Annotated in this window: 14 protein-coding genes; 8 read left to right on the top strand and 6 right to left on the bottom strand. The window is 41.5% G+C overall.

The window, feature by feature from the left end:
• Positions 1-150 precede the first annotated feature (150 nt).
• Positions 151-2079: a molecular chaperone DnaK gene (gene dnaK / locus J4E06_RS17335; RefSeq protein WP_349525263.1), complete on the bottom strand. Its 1929-nt coding sequence runs from the start codon at positions 2077-2079 to the stop codon at positions 151-153.
• Between the two features lie 231 nt (positions 2080-2310).
• On the opposite strand from dnaK, the gene J4E06_RS17330 reads away from it, so the two are divergent.
• Positions 2311-3735 carry an L-serine ammonia-lyase gene (locus J4E06_RS17330; protein WP_349525262.1) on the top strand — a complete coding sequence of 475 codons (1425 nt, stop codon included), beginning with the start codon at positions 2311-2313 and terminating at the stop codon, positions 3733-3735.
• On the opposite strand, the gene J4E06_RS17325 is transcribed toward J4E06_RS17330, so the two are convergent.
• On the bottom strand, positions 3732-4211 hold the full coding sequence (locus J4E06_RS17325) for a nuclear transport factor 2 family protein (RefSeq protein ID WP_349525261.1): 480 nt from the start codon (positions 4209-4211) through the stop codon (positions 3732-3734). The genes J4E06_RS17330 and J4E06_RS17325 overlap by 4 nt on opposite strands.
• A 71-nt stretch (positions 4212-4282) precedes the next feature.
• On the opposite strand from J4E06_RS17325, the gene panB reads away from it, so the two are divergent.
• Together panB and J4E06_RS17315 are read left to right on the top strand one after the other, a co-directional pair.
• Entirely contained in the window at positions 4283-5101 is an 819-nt protein-coding gene (gene panB / locus J4E06_RS17320) for a 3-methyl-2-oxobutanoate hydroxymethyltransferase (protein ID WP_349525260.1), read from the top strand.
• 174 nt (positions 5102-5275) lie between these two features.
• Positions 5276-6001 carry an RluA family pseudouridine synthase gene (locus J4E06_RS17315; protein ID WP_349525259.1) on the top strand — a complete coding sequence of 242 codons (726 nt, stop codon included), beginning with the start codon at positions 5276-5278 and terminating at the stop codon, positions 5999-6001.
• Here the strand turns inward: J4E06_RS17315 and J4E06_RS17310 are convergent.
• Positions 5991-7535 carry a hypothetical protein gene (locus J4E06_RS17310; RefSeq protein ID WP_349525258.1) on the bottom strand — a complete coding sequence of 515 codons (1545 nt, stop codon included), beginning with the start codon at positions 7533-7535 and terminating at the stop codon, positions 5991-5993. The two genes, J4E06_RS17315 and J4E06_RS17310, sit on opposite strands and share 11 nt — an antisense overlap.
• Positions 7536-7682: 147 nt before the next feature.
• Here J4E06_RS17310 and J4E06_RS17305 point away from each other — a divergent pair, with 147 nt between their 5' ends.
• Positions 7683-8855, top strand: coding sequence for a 2-isopropylmalate synthase (locus J4E06_RS17305; RefSeq protein WP_349525257.1), 1173 nt, complete (start codon positions 7683-7685; stop codon positions 8853-8855).
• 10 nt (positions 8856-8865) lie between these two features.
• Entirely contained in the window at positions 8866-9984 is a 1119-nt protein-coding gene (gene leuB / locus J4E06_RS17300; protein WP_349525256.1) for a 3-isopropylmalate dehydrogenase, read from the top strand.
• Between the two features lie 212 nt (positions 9985-10196).
• Here leuB and J4E06_RS17295 read toward each other — a convergent pair whose 3' ends face one another.
• Positions 10197-11423 carry a peroxiredoxin family protein gene (locus tag J4E06_RS17295; protein WP_349525255.1) on the bottom strand — a complete coding sequence of 409 codons (1227 nt, stop codon included), beginning with the start codon at positions 11421-11423 and terminating at the stop codon, positions 10197-10199.
• A 129-nt stretch (positions 11424-11552) separates the two neighbouring features.
• On the opposite strand from J4E06_RS17295, the gene pheT reads away from it, so the two are divergent.
• The gene (gene pheT / locus J4E06_RS17290) at positions 11553-13964 is read left to right on the top strand and encodes a phenylalanine--tRNA ligase subunit beta (protein ID WP_349525254.1); all 2412 of its coding nucleotides are present in this window, start codon (positions 11553-11555) and stop codon (positions 13962-13964) included.
• On the opposite strand, the gene J4E06_RS17285 is transcribed toward pheT, so the two are convergent.
• The gene (locus J4E06_RS17285) at positions 13965-14492 is read right to left on the bottom strand and encodes a fasciclin domain-containing protein (protein ID WP_349525253.1); all 528 of its coding nucleotides are present in this window, start codon (positions 14490-14492) and stop codon (positions 13965-13967) included.
• A 218-nt stretch (positions 14493-14710) separates the two neighbouring features.
• Between J4E06_RS17285 and J4E06_RS17280 the strand changes: the two genes are divergently transcribed.
• Positions 14711-15424, top strand: coding sequence for a hypothetical protein (locus J4E06_RS17280; protein WP_421812097.1), 714 nt, complete (start codon positions 14711-14713; stop codon positions 15422-15424).
• Here J4E06_RS17280 and J4E06_RS17275 read toward each other — a convergent pair.
• Positions 15421-17049, bottom strand: a complete 1629-nt coding sequence (locus J4E06_RS17275; RefSeq protein ID WP_349525251.1) for an ABC-F family ATP-binding cassette domain-containing protein — start codon at positions 17047-17049, stop codon at positions 15421-15423. The two genes, J4E06_RS17280 and J4E06_RS17275, sit on opposite strands and share 4 nt — an antisense overlap.
• Before the next feature lie 171 nt (positions 17050-17220).
• Between J4E06_RS17275 and J4E06_RS17270 the strand changes: the two genes are divergently transcribed.
• Positions 17221-18612, top strand: a complete 1392-nt coding sequence (locus tag J4E06_RS17270) for a TlpA family protein disulfide reductase (protein WP_349525250.1) — start codon at positions 17221-17223, stop codon at positions 18610-18612.
• Positions 18613-18788 lie beyond the last annotated feature (176 nt).

Genomic DNA, 18788 nt, shown 5'->3' with positions numbered 1-18788 from the left:
GCTTAGGAATCCTATGGCCCGATTTTTTCCAAGGGAAATAAATCGATAAAACGCAACATTAAGGCAGGCACCCACAAATCACCCCCTAAATAAAAAGACCGCCTAAATGTTTTTAGACGGCCTCTTTTTTTATATGATGTTGTAATTAAATTACTTCACTTCTTCGAAGTCCACGTCTTCCACGTTGTCTCCTTCAGAGGCTCCCTTTCCAGCGCTATCGCCACCGGTTGCGTCTCCTCCAGCAGCTCCTGCTCCTGCAGCGCCGCCTTGTGCTTCAGCTTGTGCTTTGTACATTTCTTCGGAAGCTACTTTCCAAGCTTCGTTGATTTTTTCCAAAGCTGGCTCTATAACCGCTAGGTCTTTGCCTTCAAAAGCTTTCTTCAATTCTTCCAAAGCATCTTCGATCGGCTTTTTCTTGTCGTCGGACAATTTATCGCCGAACTCGCTCAATTGCTTTTCTGTTTGGAAGATCATAGCATCGGCCTCGTTCAATTTATCCGCAGTTTCCTTGGCTTTTTTATCCGCCTCGGCATTCGCCTCAGCTTCTGCTTTCATCTTTTCGATTTCTTCCTCGGTCAACCCGGAAGAAGCCTCGATTCGGATGTCTTGCGACTTGCCAGTAGCTTTGTCCGTGGCAGAAACCTTGATGATACCGTTTGCATCAATATCGAAGGTCACTTCAATTTGAGGTGTTCCTCTTGGTGCTGGCGGAATACCATCCAAGTGGAATCTACCTATAGTCTTGTTATCTGCTGCCATGGGTCGCTCTCCTTGCAGTACGTGGATTTCAACCGATGGTTGATTATCCGCTGCGGTGGAGAAAACCTGTGATTTCTTGGTGGGGATGGTAGTGTTCGCCTCTATCAATTTAGTGAACACGCTTCCCATAGTTTCGATACCCAAAGAAAGTGGGGTAACATCCAACAAGAGCACGTCTTTTACATCTCCAGTCAATACACCACCCTGAATAGCGGCACCAATGGCCACAACCTCATCCGGGTTTACTCCTTTGGATGGTTTTTTATTGAAGAATTTCTCAACGGCTTCCTGTACCGCAGGAATACGGGTAGAACCACCTACCAAGATAATCTCGTCGATATCACTTTTGGAAAGTCCTGCAGACTTCAATGCTTTCTCACAGGGCTCAATGGTTCTTTTTACCAAATCGGCAATCAATTGCTCAAATTTGGAACGCGACAATGTTCTTACTAAGTGTTTTGGTCCTGAAGACGTTGCTGTTACGTAAGGCAAGTTGATTTCTGTCTGTGCAGAAGAAGACAACTCAATTTTTGCCTTTTCGGCAGCTTCTCTCAAACGCTGAAGCGCCATTGGGTCTTCACGAAGGTCCATATCTTCATCTTTCTTGAACTCTTCGGCCAACCAATCAATAATTTTTTGGTCAACATCATCACCTCCCAAGTGTGTATCACCATCTGTGGCCAATACTTCAAACACACCGTCACCTAATTCAAGAATGGAAACATCGTGCGTACCACCACCAAAGTCAAACACCACTATTTTTTGCTCGGTATCTTTTTTATCGAGTCCATATGCCAAAGAAGCAGCAGTTGGCTCGTTAATGATTCGTTCCACGGTAAGACCTGCAATTTCACCAGCTTCTTTGGTGGCCTGTCTTTGTGAATCGTTAAAATATGCTGGAACGGTAATTACTGCTCTTGTTACATCTTGCCCCAAGTAATCCTCAGCAGTTTTCTTCATTTTTTGAAGAATCATCGCTGAAAGCTCTTGAGGGGTGTACATACGTCCGTCAACATCCACTCTAGGAGTATCGTTGTCTCCTTTTACCACTTTATAAGGAACCCTTTTAGCTTCCTTGCTGGATTCTGAGTATTTGTTACCCATAAATCGCTTAATGGAATAAATCGTTTTGTGAGGGTTGGTCACGGCTTGTCTTTTTGCAGGGTCACCGACCTTGATCTCCCCTCCTTCAACAAATGCGATCATCGATGGAGTAGTACGTTTACCTTCGGCATTTGGAATTACCACAGGCTCGTTACCTTCCATAACCGAGACGCAGGAGTTGGTCGTACCTAAGTCTATACCTATAATCTTGCTCATCGTATCTAAAGTTATATCTGTTTAAAAATTCGTTTTCGTTTCCCTCTTAAAATGTCAATGATTATGCCACGACAAAGAATATGACAAGGTGTCAGATTGTTGTCAAAACCCTTGAATATCCCAGTATAATTACCGATGTCATAAAAATTGTAGGGAAGGCCGTTCAGATATTTAAATATTCGCATTTTTATACCGTTTAGCTTCCTATATTTGACACTGTAAATTGAGTTTATGGAGTGCATTAGTGTGTTTGATATGCTTAAGATCGGTGTAGGGCCTTCCAGCTCACATACCCTTGGGCCTTGGCGTGCGGCCGAACGTTGGATAGCTGAGCTTGAAGAACAAGCGGTTTTTGATGATGTTCAATCCATCAAGGCGTATCTGTACGGGTCACTCTGCCTCACGGGAAAAGGACATGCCACTGATATTGCCGTGGTGATGGGATTGTTGGGCACTGACCCTGAAACTGTTGACATTGACAGCATTTCAGGAAGAATTGACAGGATCAAGGCGGAAAGCAAACTCAATTTTGGTGGAAAAAGAACGATTCCGTTCAGTTTTGTGAACGATATCGTTTTCAAAAAAGAGTTTTTACCATTCCATGCCAACGGTATGCGGTTTGAAGCCGAACTGACCAACGGAGAAACAATCTCCGAAACCTATTATTCCATCGGTGGAGGATTTGTGGTGAAGGAAGAGCGTATTCACGCCAAAGAAAACAAAGAAACATTTAAAACCTTTCCACACCCTGTAAGAACCGGTGAAGAATTACTGCAACATTGTAACGCCCAAAACAAGTCCATTTCCACGATTGTAATGGAAAATGAGCTTTCACTACGGACAGCCTCGGAAATTGACGAAGGTATTGCCCGTATCTGGAACACTATGTTGGAAAGCATCTATGTTGGCTGCCATACCGAAGGAAAGCTCCCTGGTGGGTTAAATGTGAAGCGACGCGCTTTTGAAATGCATCAGAAGCTAAAAGGAGATGTACCCTACTCCAATCCGCAGGAGTGGTTAGAGAGTATCCGGGACACAGAAGTGAAATTCCGCCAGATCATTAAATGGGTAAGCTGTTTTGCACTAAGCGTCAACGAAGTAAACGCTTCGTTGGGAAGAGTGGTCACCGCACCCACAAACGGTAGCGCAGGGGTTATCCCCGCCGTTCTCACCTATTACATGGTCATCGAAAACCACGATGCCAATTTTGATGACGTAAAACAATTTTTATTGGTGGCCAGTGAGGTTGGAAGCATCTTTAAAAAAGGAGCTACCATTTCCGCAGCCATGGGTGGCTGCCAGGCAGAAATTGGCGTATCCTCGGCTATGGCCGCAGCGGGGTTAACAGAACTTATGGGCGGTTCTCCCGAACAAGTATTGATTGCTGCTGAGATTGCCATGGAACACCACTTAGGTCTAACCTGCGACCCTATCGGTGGACTGGTTCAGGTCCCCTGTATTGAGCGCAACGCCATGGGAGCGATTAAAGCCATCAACGCAGCAGAATTGGCACTGGACACCGACCCAAGTGAGGTGAAAGTACCCTTGGACAAAGTAGTAAATACCATGTGGGAAACAGCAAAAGATATGAGTTCCAAATACAAGGAGACCTCCGAGGGTGGATTGGCCGTAGGAGTGTTCTTAAGCGATTGCTAGTCCATACACCCTTCCTTACCCCTGGTATCAATCAAGTAGATTATTTTCCATTCGCCATCAAAATTGATGAGCTGGAAGGAATTGATGCCGCTATGACTGAATTCGTCGTTCAACCAAAATTCGTACCCTACCCAAGCATTGGCCATCGTCCTATCCACCTGAATGGAAAAAGACGTGAGTTTTTCTTCAAACTTGGTGGTTTCAGGTATGCCGACAATGGACTTTAAAAATTTTGAAAATTCTTCCGTTTTGAAAAGCGTCTTGCCTTCAGGGCTTCTTCCAGTGGTTTGCAAAACAATTCCGTCGGCAACAGTGCTTTTGATGATGGTTGAATCTTGTTTATGGAAACCATCAAAAAAAGTTTCGATTACTTGCTTTATCTGATTTTCAGCTTCATTGTTTGAAGCATTGGGCCCTTGGCCATATCCTAATGTACCCAAAGCAAAAAACACTATACAACCTAATAGTTTTCTCATTTTTATTAGTTTTTTGATTGAAGCCTAAATTAAACAAATCTGCTTACTTTTAGCCATCAAATACAATTACGATGTCTACAGCTAAAAAAGAATATAAAAGGGTAACGGTAAAATCGTTGGTGGATATGAAAAAAAATGGAGAGAAAATCAGTATGCTCACCTCTTACGATTATTCCATGGCCAAGATTGTGGATGGCGCCAATGTGGATGCCATTTTGGTAGGTGATTCCGCCAGTAATGTAATGGCTGGCCACGAAACCACCTTGCCCATTACCCTAGACCAAATGATTTACCATGCCACTTCCGTTGTCAGGGCCGCCAAAAGGGCATTGGTCGTTGTGGACATCCCTTTCGGAAGCTACCAGAGTGATTCCAAAGAAGCCCTGCGTTCGGCCATCCGAATTATGAAAGAAAGTGGGGCTCATGCCATCAAAGTTGAGGGAGGTAGTGAGATCAAGGAATCCGTGACACGAATTCTTCAGGCAGGCATTCCCGTGATGGGACATTTGGGACTTACCCCACAATCCATTTATAAATTTGGAACGTACACCGTACGTGCTAAAGAAGAAGAGGAAGCCGAAAAGCTAAAATCTGACGCCAAACTACTGGAAGAATTGGGCTGTTTTGCCATTGTTTTGGAGAAAATTCCAGCCAAATTGGCCAAAGAGGTCGCGGAAAGCGTTTCCATACCCGTAATTGGTATCGGCGCAGGCGGACATGTAGATGGCCAAGTTTTGGTAGTTCACGATATGTTGGGAATGACCCACGAGTTCCATCCAAGATTTTTGAGGCGATATCTCAATCTTTATGATGAAATGAGCAACGCTATTTCCCAATACGTGGATGATGTAAAAAGTCAGGACTTTCCGAATAAGGATGAATCTTATTAAATGTATGATAAAACCGTCAGTTCGAGTTTTTTCGGAAGGAAAAAGTATCGAGAACCAGGTTTGAGTTAGCATGAATTCTTTTCTCGATACAATTTTTTGAACTTGGGTTCAAAAAACCACTCGAAATGACAAATTTTTCATCAAAGTGATTTCTAAATTCAAATCCTCGCTAAAGTGAATTCCAAAAATCCAAAAATCCAAAAATCCACTAGATCCACTCCCTCCAACCTTCAAGTATTATTTGAAGACAACCACTTGATTGTGGTCAACAAACGTGTTGGCGATATTGTACAAGGCGATAAAACCGGCGACGCCCCCCTCAGGGAAGTGGTAAAGCAATATCTTAAGGAGAAGTACAACAAACCAGGTAATGTATATTTGGGCGTGGCACACCGGTTGGACCGCCCTACTTCAGGAATTGTGCTATTCGCCAAAACATCCAAAGCCCTGCCCCGACTCAATAAAATGTTTGCCCAAGGGGAAACCAAAAAAATGTATTGGGCGGTTGTGAAAAATCCCCCAGTCCCAGAAAGCGGGACCTTGACCCATTGGTTGGTACGCAACCCCAAACAAAACAAATCCTATGCAAACTCTAAGGAGGTCCCCAACAGCAAAAAAGCTGTTTTAGATTATAAAATCCTCAAAAAGTTGGATAGCTATTATCTATTGGAAATTGATTTAAAGACAGGCAGGCACCATCAAATTAGGGCACAATTGGCAGCCATTGGGTGCACTATTAAAGGTGATTTAAAATACGGTGCCGACCGGAGCAATAAAGATGGTGGCATTCACCTTCAGGCTAGAAGTTTAACCATTATGCACCCTGTAAAAAAGGAACCTATTACGTTTTTGGCTCCTCCACCAGAAGACCCTGTTTGGAACGCATGTATTAGCGAGTAAGTGCCAAAGCTTTTTCTCTAATTATCTGTCCTACCGGCTTGTTCTGCAAGTGACTTTCCAGCCACGAAAGAATGTCCAAATATAAAAATGCCCGCTTCTCGTATGGGTGGTTCTCGTATTTTTTCAACTCGTTGTACAGTTTCTGAAATTCACTCTTCAAATCGGTTGGGTAGATATCACCAAGGCTTCTTAGGAACTTAATCATTTCCTTTTGCACTTCGTGCAGGTCGTTCATTTTCAGCAAGAACTTGTACGTGCTCTTAAGCTGTACTTCCAAGTGATAATCCATACCTGCTTCGTAATGTGCCACAAGGCTCAAAACTCGTGCGAAGCACATCAAATCCTCGCGCATCTTCAATTTCTTGTTGGAAATTATCCTTTTTAGGTAGGCAATACAATTTTTGTTGTCGCCGTTACCAAAATATAGACAAGCTATTTTATAATAGAGCAACATCACGTGATGTTCATCTATTTGCTGTCTGTGCTTTTTGATGCCATACTCGATAATGTTCACTAAATAAATGCCCTTATCAAAAGTACCCTCCAAAAAATGGAGATTTAATTTATTGGTATTGATGTACAAAAAGGCAAGCGAGCTAATGTTATCGTTTTTAGGAAATTTGGGGTCTTTTACCTGCTCTTCCAAGCGCTCCAAAGTTTCTCTAAACTGTGATGCATATTTCACAAAAAAGAGCGACTCCAACAAATAATGGTTGCCCTTTAAAAAGAACACAGGGTTTAGCGGAATCATATGTTCGTTTTCATAAAAAAGGTCCACCCATTTACTGGCGTATTTGTAGGCTGACAAAAAGTCCTGAATCAAAAGGCTGTACCACAAATGAGCTTTGTACAACCACAATTTTTCTCGAAAACCAAGTTTGTCAATTTCGTATTTGGGCAAATGCTCTTCAAAATAGCTTTTTACTTTCTGAAGGTCCTCATCACTGCGTACGTAACCCACCTTCAGCATCATTCCATACAACTGTAACGAAAGATTGGAAAGTTTGCTCGTCATTACATTTTGTGCAGAAAGTTCCTTGGCTTCAACGGCCAGTTCATCGGCCCTATCGGGTATACTTCGGGTAATATATTGGGTTTCAATAACTTTTTCCAGTTCCACAATCTCGTATGCAACGTTTTTCTCCTCGTTCTCAATCGCGAAGCTTTTCGCTTTCTCCAAAATCTTCAAACTTTGTTTGTAGAGTCCCTTTTGATACAGAATGGTAGCAAAATCCAACTGTTCCCGAATCTGAATACGAACGTTTTGGTTTACAGGGTTCAATCGCAAACTCACCAAAATTTGTTTATATAAATGAGCTTTAAGGTTGGAAAGTTGTGATTTTTTGACAATACCGCTATCCAAAATCTGCCGCTCATCATATTTCCGCATCTTATCCAAGAGATTGAACAAAGCCAAAAATTTAGCGTCCGTATTAACCCCCAATCGTCCGACATAGAGCTTAAATTGTCGTTTTTCGGATTTGGAAAGTGATTTTACCAGTACAAACAAAGCATCCTTATGGGCATTTGTCATCGTAAAAAATATTGTTTAATATATTGTTTTTCAGATATTTAAACTACACCAAAAGCAGTTTAACGTTGTAACCTGCTCTTAGCTGCTTTTCGTTTTCTGCCTTCCTTTACTACTTTCGTTAGTCATAGAAAAAAACAGGTTGATATAATGGCTAAAGATAAGGTAGAAATTTTTGACACAACACTAAGAGATGGAGAACAGGTGCCTGGTTGTAAACTTGATACCGAGCAGAAATTGATCATTGCCGAACGATTGGATGAACTGGGAGTTGATGTAATCGAGGCAGGGTTCCCCATATCCAGTCCCGGTGATTTTACATCCGTAAACGAAATTGCCAAATTGGTCAAAAATGCAACGGTCTGTGGATTGACCCGTGCCGTAAAAAAAGACATCGAAGTGGCTGCAGAAGCCATCAAGGATGCGAAAAAACCAAGGATACATACGGGAATCGGAACTTCCGAATCACACATTAAATACAAGTTCAACTCCACCCAGGATAAAATTATCGAACGTGCCGTAGATGCTGTAGCCTATGCCAAAACTTTCGTTGAGGACGTGGAATTCTACGCAGAAGATGCAGGAAGAACGGATAATGAGTTTTTGGCGCGTATCTGTGAAGCGGCCATCAAAGCTGGTGCAACCGTACTTAACATTCCCGATACTACCGGATATTGTTTGCCAGAGGAATATGGTGCCAAAATGAAGTATCTGAGAGAAAACGTAAAAGGCATAGATAGGGCCATACTTTCCTGTCATTGCCATAACGATTTAGGTTTGGCCACTGCCAACTCCATTGCCGGTGTGGTAAACGGAGCCAGACAAATCGAATGTACCATAAACGGAATCGGAGAAAGAGCTGGCAACACGTCCTTGGAAGAGGTGGTAATGGTAATGAGACAGCATCCACACTTAAACTTGGACACCAACATCAACAGTAAACTGCTTTGGGATACCAGTACCATGGTTTCTCAAAAAATGGGAATGCCGGTGCAACCCAATAAAGCTATTGTAGGGTCCAATGCATTTGCCCATAGTTCAGGGATTCACCAAGATGGTGTGATAAAACGGCGAGAAACTTACGAAATTATTGATCCACACGATGTAGGTGTCAGTGAATCCTCCATTGTACTGACAGCTAGAAGTGGGCGTGCGGCATTGGCATACAGAGCCAAAAATGTAGGTTACGAACTTACCAAACTGCAATTGGATGCGGTGTACCAAAACTTTTTGAAATATGCCGACGTGAAAAAAGAAATTTTGGATGAAGACATCCACGAGATTGTTGAAACCAGCAATATTGGAATGAAAAGCTTGGCTTAAACCAAACTATATGGCATTAAAAATAGCATTGCTTCCTGGAGATGGTGTTGGACCCGAAGTATTGGCCCAGGCAGTAAAGTGTTTAAAGGCAGTCGAAGAAACCTTTAACCTACATTTTATTTTTAAAGAAGCTCCTGTTGGCGCCATTGCCATCGACAAAAAGGGAGTTCCCCTACCCGATTCTACCTTAAAACTATGCCGAGAGTCGGATGCCGTGCTTTTTGGAGCAATCGGTGACCCTAAATACGATAACGACCCCGATGCAAAAGTGCGTCCCGAACAAGGTTTGCTTCAATTACGTAAGGCACTTGGATTGTTTGCCAATATCCGACCAATATTATCACATCCAACATTGTTGGATAAATCTCCTTTAAAAAAGAAGGTAATCAACGGAACCGATTTTGTGATATACCGTGAACTTACGGGAGGAATTTACTTTGGAGAAAAAAAATTGAATGAAGAAGGCACAAAGGCCTCCGACCTTTGTGAATACTCCGAAGAAGAAATAAGCCGTATTGCCCATTTGGCATTTAAGGCTGCAAAAGGCAGAAAAAAGAAACTCACCTTGGTAGATAAGGCCAACGTATTGGAATCATCAAGACTTTGGCGTAAAGTGGTCGCAAAAATCGGTGAAAGCTACCCAGAAGTGGCATTGGACTTTTTGTTCGTGGATAATGCTGCAATGCAGATCATCCTAAACCCTAAACAGTTTGATGTTATATTGACAGAGAATATGTTCGGTGACATTATTTCTGATGAAGGCAGTGTTATCGGTGGTTCCATCGGATTGCTGGCGTCTGCTTCCGTTGGTGAAGAGAACGCACTCTTTGAACCAATTCACGGTTCTTATCCACAAGCCAAGGGAAAAGACATTGCCAACCCAATTGCCTCCATCCTTTCCGCAGCTATGCTGCTGGAGCATTTTGGACTGAACGAAGAGGCTTGGGCCGTAAAAAAGGCGGTGGATAAATCCCTAAAAAAAGGAATTGTTACTCCAGATTTGAAGGAAAACAGTCAATACGGCACCAATCAAGTTGGGGATTTTATCGCCCACAATATCGTGGATATTGAAGATGATTCTCTTATGAACGATGAGAACATCGATTTGGGCAAATCAACAATTATCTAAGTGGACTTAACCCGTTTTGCTTTTTGAAAGTTTTTAAGCCAAAACCGTCAATTCGATGAAATTCCATTGGAATTTTTTATCGAGAATCAGTTTTGGGCCTGAAATTTGAATTCTCGATATAATTTTTCTTGCGAAAAGCCACTCAAACTGACAAATTTCAGTCAAAATGCATAACAATCAAGCTTAGCTGTTTTTATTCCATTCCCTCCTTGCTATTCAGCAGTCAATGTCTCAATGGTTTTATTGAACTCTTGCTTGAATTCGACAAACTTATCACCCGTTGCAGGTCCATTAAAACCAGTATGTATTTTGCGTACCTCCCCAGTTTTGTCAATATAAATAGTTGTAGGATAAGAAAGTATGTGATTCAGCATCGGTAATTTTTCGTTGGCCTTTTGCTTGTTCGATGTACCGTATTGAGCTAATAGGATTGGGTATGGCACTTCCTCGCGTTCTTTGAGTCTTTTTATGCCTTCGAAGGCTTTCTCCTCCGTTTTGGCATATTCAAATGCCAATCCTACCATTTGTACATCCAATTCTGGGTTGTTCTTCATAAACTCCACATAGAATCGTGTTTCATCCAAACAATTGGTACACCAAGTTCCCATAATCTGAACCAACACTACTTTATTATCAAACATGGGGTCGTCCAAATCCACCATCTCTCCTTCTGAATTTGGAAAAGAAAAATCAAACTTATCGTAGCCTTCTCTTAAATAGGTTAGTTCATTAGAATCCGGAAGTTCGAAAGCTTCATTTCTTGCTCCCATAAATTCTTGGACCGTATGCTTCCCAGAGTAAAATTTACCGTCGAGGGTACTATCCGTTACTTTGGCCAAGAACAGGAAAACGTGCGAACCGTCAAAAGCGGACAACTTCATACTATCACCAGTAACAACCCCATCCAAATAACGATAATCCCCTGTTTTGGTTCTAAAAGTCCCCTTGATTTTATTTTCATTCTGCATAAAAATACCTTTTGCAGCATACTCATCTTCCGTATTTACCTTAAAATAGGTCTCCCAAATACCCGATAGGTTCACGGATGCATCCTTTTCGGTCTCAAAACGGTCTTTTTTGCCGTATTTGGCATAGAAAGGAACGCTTCGCTCCTTGCTTTCTTCAATAAACTCACCTTTTATCTCATTGGCCGTATATGTCCCTGAAATATGCCCTTCAAAAATGGGCATACGAATATCGATAGAGTCCCCGTTGAACGTAAATTCGTCTACCGTGACAACTTCTTCCGCATTATAGATATTCATCACATATCCACCTTCTTCATTTAGCGTAACTATAAACTCAAAAGGCAATTGTTGCGATTCTGAAACTTCCATATGGCCCAACCAGTGACCCACCATTAGTTTTATTTTATCTTCTTTTTTGCAAGAGGCAAAAAGAATCAAAACTCCCAGCACCGCTACTTTGATTATTCTCATAAATTGAAAGATTTTACTTAAATGTAGGAAATAGTAATTAAAACAAACCATTCCTTACGATTTATGGTTATTAATATCGTTGAATCTGTTCCCCTATTGTTATATATTTGTGCCCTCTAAAAACGGGGTATGAAGATTTCTTACAACTGGTTGAAGCAATTTTTGCAAATTGATTGGGATGCTCAAAAAACAGCTGAACTTTTAACAGATTTAGGTCTAGAGGTTGAGGGCATATCACAATTTGAATCAGTTAAGGGTGGTTTAAAAGGTATTGTCGTTGGACACGTGCTTACTTGCGAAAAACACCCAAATGCAGATAGATTAAAATTAACCACGGTGGATATAGGCCAAGAGGCTCCTTTACAAATTGTTTGCGGAGCGCCCAATGTAGCCGCCGGACAAAAAGTGCCCGTGGCCACGGTCGGTACAACCCTTTACACCAAAGAGGGTGAAGCCTGGGTAATCAAAAAAGGGAAGATTCGTGGAGAGGTGAGCCAAGGTATGATTTGTGCCGAAGATGAAATCGGGTTAGGAGAAAGCCACGACGGGATAATGGTGCTGAACGAGGAATTGGTACCCGGCACTCCATGCTCCCAAGTTTTTGACATTGAAAATGATGAAGTTTTTGAAATAGGCCTTACCCCAAACCGTGCAGATGCCATGAGTCATTTTGGTGTGGCCCGAGACCTAAAGGCGGGCTTGGAACAAAAAGAAATCCAAAAAGAATTGGTAACTCCTTCCACTAGTAACTTTTCCATTGACAATCGTTCATTGAAAGTTGATGTGGAAGTGCTGGAAAGTGACCTGGCACCAAGATATTGCGGGGTAACCATCAACAACCTTCTGGTCCAGGATTCCCCAGATTGGTTAAAAAACAGATTGAAAGCCATTGGATTGGCGCCAATAAACAATGTGGTGGATGTTACCAACTATGTACTTCACGAACTGGGCCAGCCCTTGCACGCTTTTGATGCATCCAAAATAAAAGGAAGTAAGGTAGAAGTGAAAACTCTGCCTGCTGGCACCAAATTCACCACATTGGATGATGTGGAACGCGAACTGCACGAGGATGATTTGATGATTTGTGATGCAAGCAATCCCATGTGCATTGCCGGTGTTTTTGGCGGGCTTCATTCTGGAGTTACCGAACACACTACCTCTATATTTTTGGAAAGCGCTTATTTTGACCCAGTTTCCATTAGAAAAACGGCCAAAAGACATGGATTGAACACCGACGCTTCTTTTAGGTTTGAACGGGGTATCGACATCAATATGACGAAATATGCCCTTAAAAGGGCTGCGCTCTTGATCAGGGAGATCGCAGGAGGTTATATCACTTCCGAAATTGCGGATCTGTTCCCTAAAAAGCCCCAGGAGCGACAAGTGTTTCTGACCTTCAACAAAATCAACTCTTTGATTGGCCAGGAAATTCCAGAGGACACCATAAAATCCATCCTATCTTCACTGGAGATACGCATCAATAACGTAACCGAATCCGGTCTTGGGCTTACCATTCCTACATATAGGGTGGATGTGACCCGAGAAGTTGATGTCATCGAAGAAATTTTAAGGGTTTACGGCTACAACAACATCGATTTTAAGGAAAAACTGAACGCTTCCATAGCCAAAACATCGAGATTCGAAAACTATAGGATCCAAGATGTCATTGGAACTATGCTTGCTTCCAAAGGTTTTTATGAAATTATGACCAACAGCTTGGTTTCATCCAATATCACATCTGATGACGATACTGCGGTCGAGATGCTGAACCCCTTGAGTTCTGATTTATCAGTTTTGAGAACATCGATGCTTCATTCGGGGTTACAAACAGTAAGTTACAACCACAATAGGCAAAAAACCGACCTGAAGCTTTTCGAATTTGGAAAAACCTACCATAAAGTGGATGGGGAATATCAAGAAAAACAACACTTGTCGATTTTGATATCCGGAGACCGCAAACAAAATAGTTGGGCGATTGATTCCAAAAAATCCGAGTTTTTCTATCTGAAAGGAATCGTGGAAAACGTTTTTGAGCGCTTAGGGCTTCGGGACATTGATACAAAACCATTATCCGATTCCGATTATGCCGAAGGCGTTTCCTATGTAAAAAACGATAAAGTTTTGGTTTCCTTGGGCTTGGTAGGTAAGGCGGCTTTAAAACGTTTTGACATCAAACAAGAAGTATTTTATGCCGATTTGAACTGGGATGCCATTTTAGAATCTGTGAGCACACATAATGTGGCTTTCAAGGAAATTCCGAAATTCCCAGAAGTGACCAGGGATTTTGCTTTGTTGTTGGATGATTCCGTTTCTTTCCAAAAAGTATATGAAATTGCTTGGAACACAGAAAAAAAGTTGCTTAAAAAGGTAAATTTGTTTGATGTGTATACGGGCAACAACTTACCGGAAGGAAAAAAATCCTATGCTGTTAGCTTTACCTTGATGGATGAGAAAAAGACCTTGACGGACAAGCAAATCGATAAGATCATGGGCAAACTATTGGCCCAATATCAAAAAGAATTGGGAGCGGAGCTTCGTTAATTACATTTGAGCGGGCAGGATAACATTATCTATTTCGTGAACCACCCCTTCATTTTCCAAATTAAGGTCAGCAGCCGTGATTCTTGCCGTATTGCCAACAGGATCGGTAAGAACAATATCATACCCATCCAGATGTGCAGTTAACTTCTTGCCCTGAACGGTTGTGAAACTGGCAATCCCATTACCCCTGCCTATTGCACGCAGCATACGTGAAGCCGTGAGTTGCCCTGCAACGATATGAAAGGACAATAAAGATTTTAAAGCTCTTTTATCCTCCGCATTGATCATCTCCGCTATTTTGCTGTTCGAAAATTTCTCAAAAGCTGCATCGGAAGGTGCAAAAATGGTGAATGGACCAGATTTTTGAAGCAATGCACCCAATTCGGTGGCGTTTACAGCACTCAATAAAATTTTATGGTTATCCAGCTTACCTGCATAGGATAAGGCATTGGAGGTTTTTTGTGCGGAAGTGTATATGGAAAAAGCCAAGCAAAGGCAAAACAAGAATCTGGTTGCGGGGGTATTCATAGGGTTGGTGAAAATTTTAGGGCTTATTTTTTAGTATGCTTGTACGATTAACTACCAAAAACTTCGATAAGATACATCTTTTTTGTTGAGATTGCTCATCTTTTTTGGCTCTAAAATCCATTTAACAAAAACTTAACATTGGGTTTTTATGACATCTGTCAGAATCAATAATTCAATTCGTTAAATTTGAGTAGATTACTAAAAAAAACTGCGTGATTTTGAAAGGAACAAACATTGAACACAAACTTCAAGACAGAAGAAACAAGAAGTGGGATAGCGAACAAATCTTGGCTGAAGTTCAGCAGATTTTGAGCGAAGATTCACAAAAGGAAGAGCAAATCGCCCATCAATTGGGTTCTAAGAGCACTAATAGAGAAAATGATTTTGATTTTGATTTACTGGAATCGGATAAAATCTTTCATATTGATCAGATCAGGGAAATTTGTATCGATTACAGATTACGCTTTTTGAACAGCTCTTATTTTAAAGGTAAGATTCCTCAAAAGGCTATTTCCAAAATCAAACATTTAGAGGCTGCCCATAACACCGAAATCAAGGGTTTTAAGATAATGGCACCTTCCAAACTGTTTAAGCTGGAGGATAAGGACGATCCCTTGCTCTTTGCTCCTATCGGAAACGATTATTACTATCTGATCCACAAATGGGGCAATGACCTTCATCCGTTACGGAAACTGTTTGCGTGGCCCTTTAAGAACATTGCCAATTTGGTTCTTGTGGTCCTTTTGATTAGCTACTTTGTAACGTTAATGGTTCCAGAGGGTTTGTTCTCCAAAGAGAGTAGCACCGCAGAATTTTGGATCATCTACTTTTTTATGTTCAAATGCATAGCATCCATAGTTATTTTCTACGGATTTGCTTTGGGGAAAAACTTTAACCCAGCCATCTGGAAAAGCAAGTACTTTAATGCTTAGGCGGTAACCGCATACATTTTTTCCCGCTGTTCCTTGATGGTCTTATCGGACATATAATCATCGAAGCTCAAATAGCGGTCAATGGCACCGTTTGGTGTCAATTCGATGATTCTGTTCGCCACCGTGTTCACAAACTCATGATCATGCGTGGTCAATAAAATAGTTCCTTTAAAGTTCTTCAAGGAGTTATTGAAAGCCGTGATACTTTCCAGGTCCAAGTGGTTGGTAGGTTCGTCCAACATCAGTACATTGGCACGGAGCATCATCATTCGGCTGAGCATACAACGCACTTTTTCACCTCCGGATAGTACGGTACATTTTTTAAGCGCTTCCTCCCCGCTGAACAACATTTTACCCAAGAAGCCCCTAAGATAAACCTCTTCTCTTTCCTCCTCCGTCTTGGCCCATTGACGTAGCCAATCCACTAGGTTAATATCCTCTTGAAAGAAGTTTGAGTTATCCGCGGGCAAATAGGACTGGGTCGTGGTCACCCCCCATTGAAATTTACCGCTGTCGGGTTTTATTTTGTCGGCTATAATATCGTAGAACGCTGTGCTTGCGCGTGAATCTTTAGAAAGGATGGCCACTTTATCCCCTTTGGCCAAGTTGATGTTCACGTCTTTGAACAGCAAATCCCCATCGTCGGAAGTGGCGGATAGCTTTTCTACATTCAAAATTTGATCACCGGCTTCGCGCTCACGATCAAAAATTATGGCAGGGTATCTTCTACTCGATGGCTTAATGTCCTCAACCTTAAGTTTTTCCAGCATTTTTTTACGGGACGTGGCTTGCTTGCTTTTGGCCACGTTGGCGCTAAATCGCTGTATAAACTCATTGAGTTCCTTGGCTTTTTCTTCGGCCTTTTTGTTCTGTTGTGCTCTTTGACGAGCAGCTAATTGGCTACTCTCATACCAAAAGGTATAATTCCCTGAGAACAGGTTGATTTTACCAAAATCTATATCTGCAATGGTGGTACAAACAGCATCTAAAAAATGTCTATCGTGAGAAACCACGATTACCGTATTATCGTAGTTGGCCAAGAAGTTTTCCAACCAGTTGATGGTATCGTAATCCAAATCATTGGTAGGCTCATCCATGATCAGCACATCTGGGCTACCGAACAAGGCCTGCGCCAAAAGTACCCGTACCTTTAGTTTGGAATCTAAATCCGCCATATTAGTGTAGTGCAGGTCTTCCGTAATCCCAAGATTGGATAACATGGCCGCTGCATCGCTATCGGCGTTCCAACCATTCATTTCTTCGAACTTAACCTGTAGTTCTCCAATCTTTTCTGCGTTCTCATCCGTATAATCGGCATATAGGGCATCAATTTCTTTTTTGATTTCGAACAAAGGCTTGTTTCCCATCACTACGGTCTCCAAAACGGGATACTCATCGTAGGCGTTGTGGTTCTGTTCCAAGATGGACATCCGTTTTCCCGGTTCCAAATGCACATGCCCGGAGGTGGGGTCAATTTGCCCGGACAATATTTTTAAAAAGGTTGATTTTCCCGCTCCGTTGGCGCCAATGATGCCGTAACAATTCCCTTGGGCAAAGGTTACGTTAACTTCATCGAACAAAACTCTTTTGCCAAACTGTACGGATAAATTCGATACTGATAACATGCAACTATCTTTATTTTTTGCAAAAGTAGCTAAATGCAATTCGTAATTCTAATTTTGGAACGCATATTTGAAGGATAGAAAATCACCGTTTAACAACATTTAACTACCCCTTAACAAGTTTGGCTGCTGGGGTTGCTTACTTTTGATTGTTAAATGAATCGTTCCCTATATATGGTAAGATTTTTACTTGGAATCACCTTATTCTCAACCTTTGTATCGTGTTCTGACTCTTCGGAGAGCCGTTCCTCGGTATTTTTTGGTGGTGAAATTGTAAATCCGACCAGCGATTATGTGGTGCTTTACCACAATGATTCTTATGTGGATTCTGTTAAGCTGGATGACCAAAACCGTTTTTCCTTTCAACTCAATAACATCGAAGATGGTCTTTATCACTTCGACCATACTCCTGAACTTCAATACGTCTATTTAACCCAAGGGGATAGCCTTTTGGCACGTTTAAATACCGTAGAGTTTGATGAGTCTCTGGTGTACTCGGGAAAAGGGAGCGAAATCAATAATTTTTTGATAGAAGTCTTCTTGAAAAATGAGAATGAGGAAGATTTGGTGAACAGCTATTACGAACTTGACCCTGAGGCGTTCAGTAAAAAGATTGATTCTTTGCACAGCGCAAAGATTGATTTGCTAAAGGAACTGGACATTGATAATCAGTTAACACCAATGGCATTGGCCATGGCGCAAGCATCCATAGACTACAACACTTACATTAATAAGGAAAAGTATCCGTTTTACCATAAAAAAGAGACTGGCGAAGAAACCATTCACGAATTGGATGATGATTTTTACGGGTACCGTGAAAAAATAGATTACAATAATAAGGACCTTACCTATTTCAGACCTTATTTTGACTTTATGAAGTGGCACTTTGGCAACATTTCTTATATGGCTTGTTTGCAAAACTGTTCTACCAATAAAAAACCGGTGAGTGACCGTTTGCATTTTAACAAGCATAAATTGGCCCTTGTTGACAGTATCGTTAAACAAGAAGAACTTAGAAATATTTTATTCCGGAACGTGGCCATGGATTATTTGCTCAGGGAACACAACCCAAGCGAAGAAGCTACTGTCTTTATCAATAAATATAAATCCCTTTCCACCCACAAGGACCATCAGGAAGAAATTGATCTTTTATACAGCGGCATTAAAAACCTGCAGCCTAACGCCACATTACCAAACATTGCGGTCAAGAATTTCAATGATGAAGAAATCTCCTTAAAGGATTTGGCCAACAACAATAAGAAAAATACCGTCTTTTATTTTTGGACCGCCGACCAGAAAAGACATTTTAGAAACGTTAACAAGCATATTGTCTCCTTGGAGAAAAAATATCCGCACTATAACTTCGTAGGCATCAACTTAAGGACCAATTTTACCCAGTGGAAGCAAATGATGGATGAGTACAAGTTGGACAAGGACAAGCAGTTTTTTGGGGAAAACTTTAAAGAGCTTCAAATGGCCATGATCATTGACGGCCTCAATAAGTGTGTCATTGCCAAGGATACGGTTGTGGTTGATGGATTTGCCAACCTATATACTTCATTATAATAACTCGTAGTGCATTATGAAAGCTTCATATACCAAACCGTCAATTCGAGTGAAATTCCAAAGGAATTTTGTATCGAGAATCGGGTTTTGACCGGAAATTCTGGTTCTCGATACGATTTTCTTTGGTTTCGACTTCGCTCAACCGCCGAAAATCACTCGAACTGACGAATTTTTCA

It is taken from the genome of Allomuricauda sp. NFXS6, assembly GCF_040148835.1.
Classification (GTDB): Bacteria; Bacteroidota; Bacteroidia; order Flavobacteriales; family Flavobacteriaceae; genus Flagellimonas.
Note: the sequence above shows the minus strand (reverse complement) of the source record. Positions and strands in the feature narration are given on the sequence as shown.

Excerpts from the sequence above, each read along its gene's own strand:
- J4E06_RS17305 (WP_349525257.1), top strand. The coding sequence starts at position 7,683 with ATGGCTAAAGATAAGGTAGAAATTTTTGACACAACACTAAGAGATGGA.
- J4E06_RS17310 (WP_349525258.1), bottom strand. The coding sequence starts at position 7,535 with ATGACAAATGCCCATAAGGATGCTTTGTTTGTACTGGTAAAATCACTT.
- dnaK (WP_349525263.1), bottom strand. The coding sequence starts at position 2,079 with ATGAGCAAGATTATAGGTATAGACTTAGGTACGACCAACTCCTGCGTC.
- pheT (WP_349525254.1), top strand. The coding sequence starts at position 11,553 with ATGAAGATTTCTTACAACTGGTTGAAGCAATTTTTGCAAATTGATTGG.
- J4E06_RS17285 (WP_349525253.1), bottom strand. The coding sequence starts at position 14,492 with ATGAATACCCCCGCAACCAGATTCTTGTTTTGCCTTTGCTTGGCTTTT.
- J4E06_RS17275 (WP_349525251.1), bottom strand. The coding sequence starts at position 17,049 with ATGTTATCAGTATCGAATTTATCCGTACAGTTTGGCAAAAGAGTTTTG.
- J4E06_RS17330 (WP_349525262.1), top strand. The coding sequence starts at position 2,311 with ATGGAGTGCATTAGTGTGTTTGATATGCTTAAGATCGGTGTAGGGCCT.
- panB (WP_349525260.1), top strand. The coding sequence starts at position 4,283 with ATGTCTACAGCTAAAAAAGAATATAAAAGGGTAACGGTAAAATCGTTG.
- leuB (WP_349525256.1), top strand. The coding sequence starts at position 8,866 with ATGGCATTAAAAATAGCATTGCTTCCTGGAGATGGTGTTGGACCCGAA.
- J4E06_RS17270 (WP_349525250.1), top strand. The coding sequence starts at position 17,221 with ATGGTAAGATTTTTACTTGGAATCACCTTATTCTCAACCTTTGTATCG.
- J4E06_RS17295 (WP_349525255.1), bottom strand. The coding sequence starts at position 11,423 with ATGAGAATAATCAAAGTAGCGGTGCTGGGAGTTTTGATTCTTTTTGCC.
- J4E06_RS17325 (WP_349525261.1), bottom strand. The coding sequence starts at position 4,211 with ATGAGAAAACTATTAGGTTGTATAGTGTTTTTTGCTTTGGGTACATTA.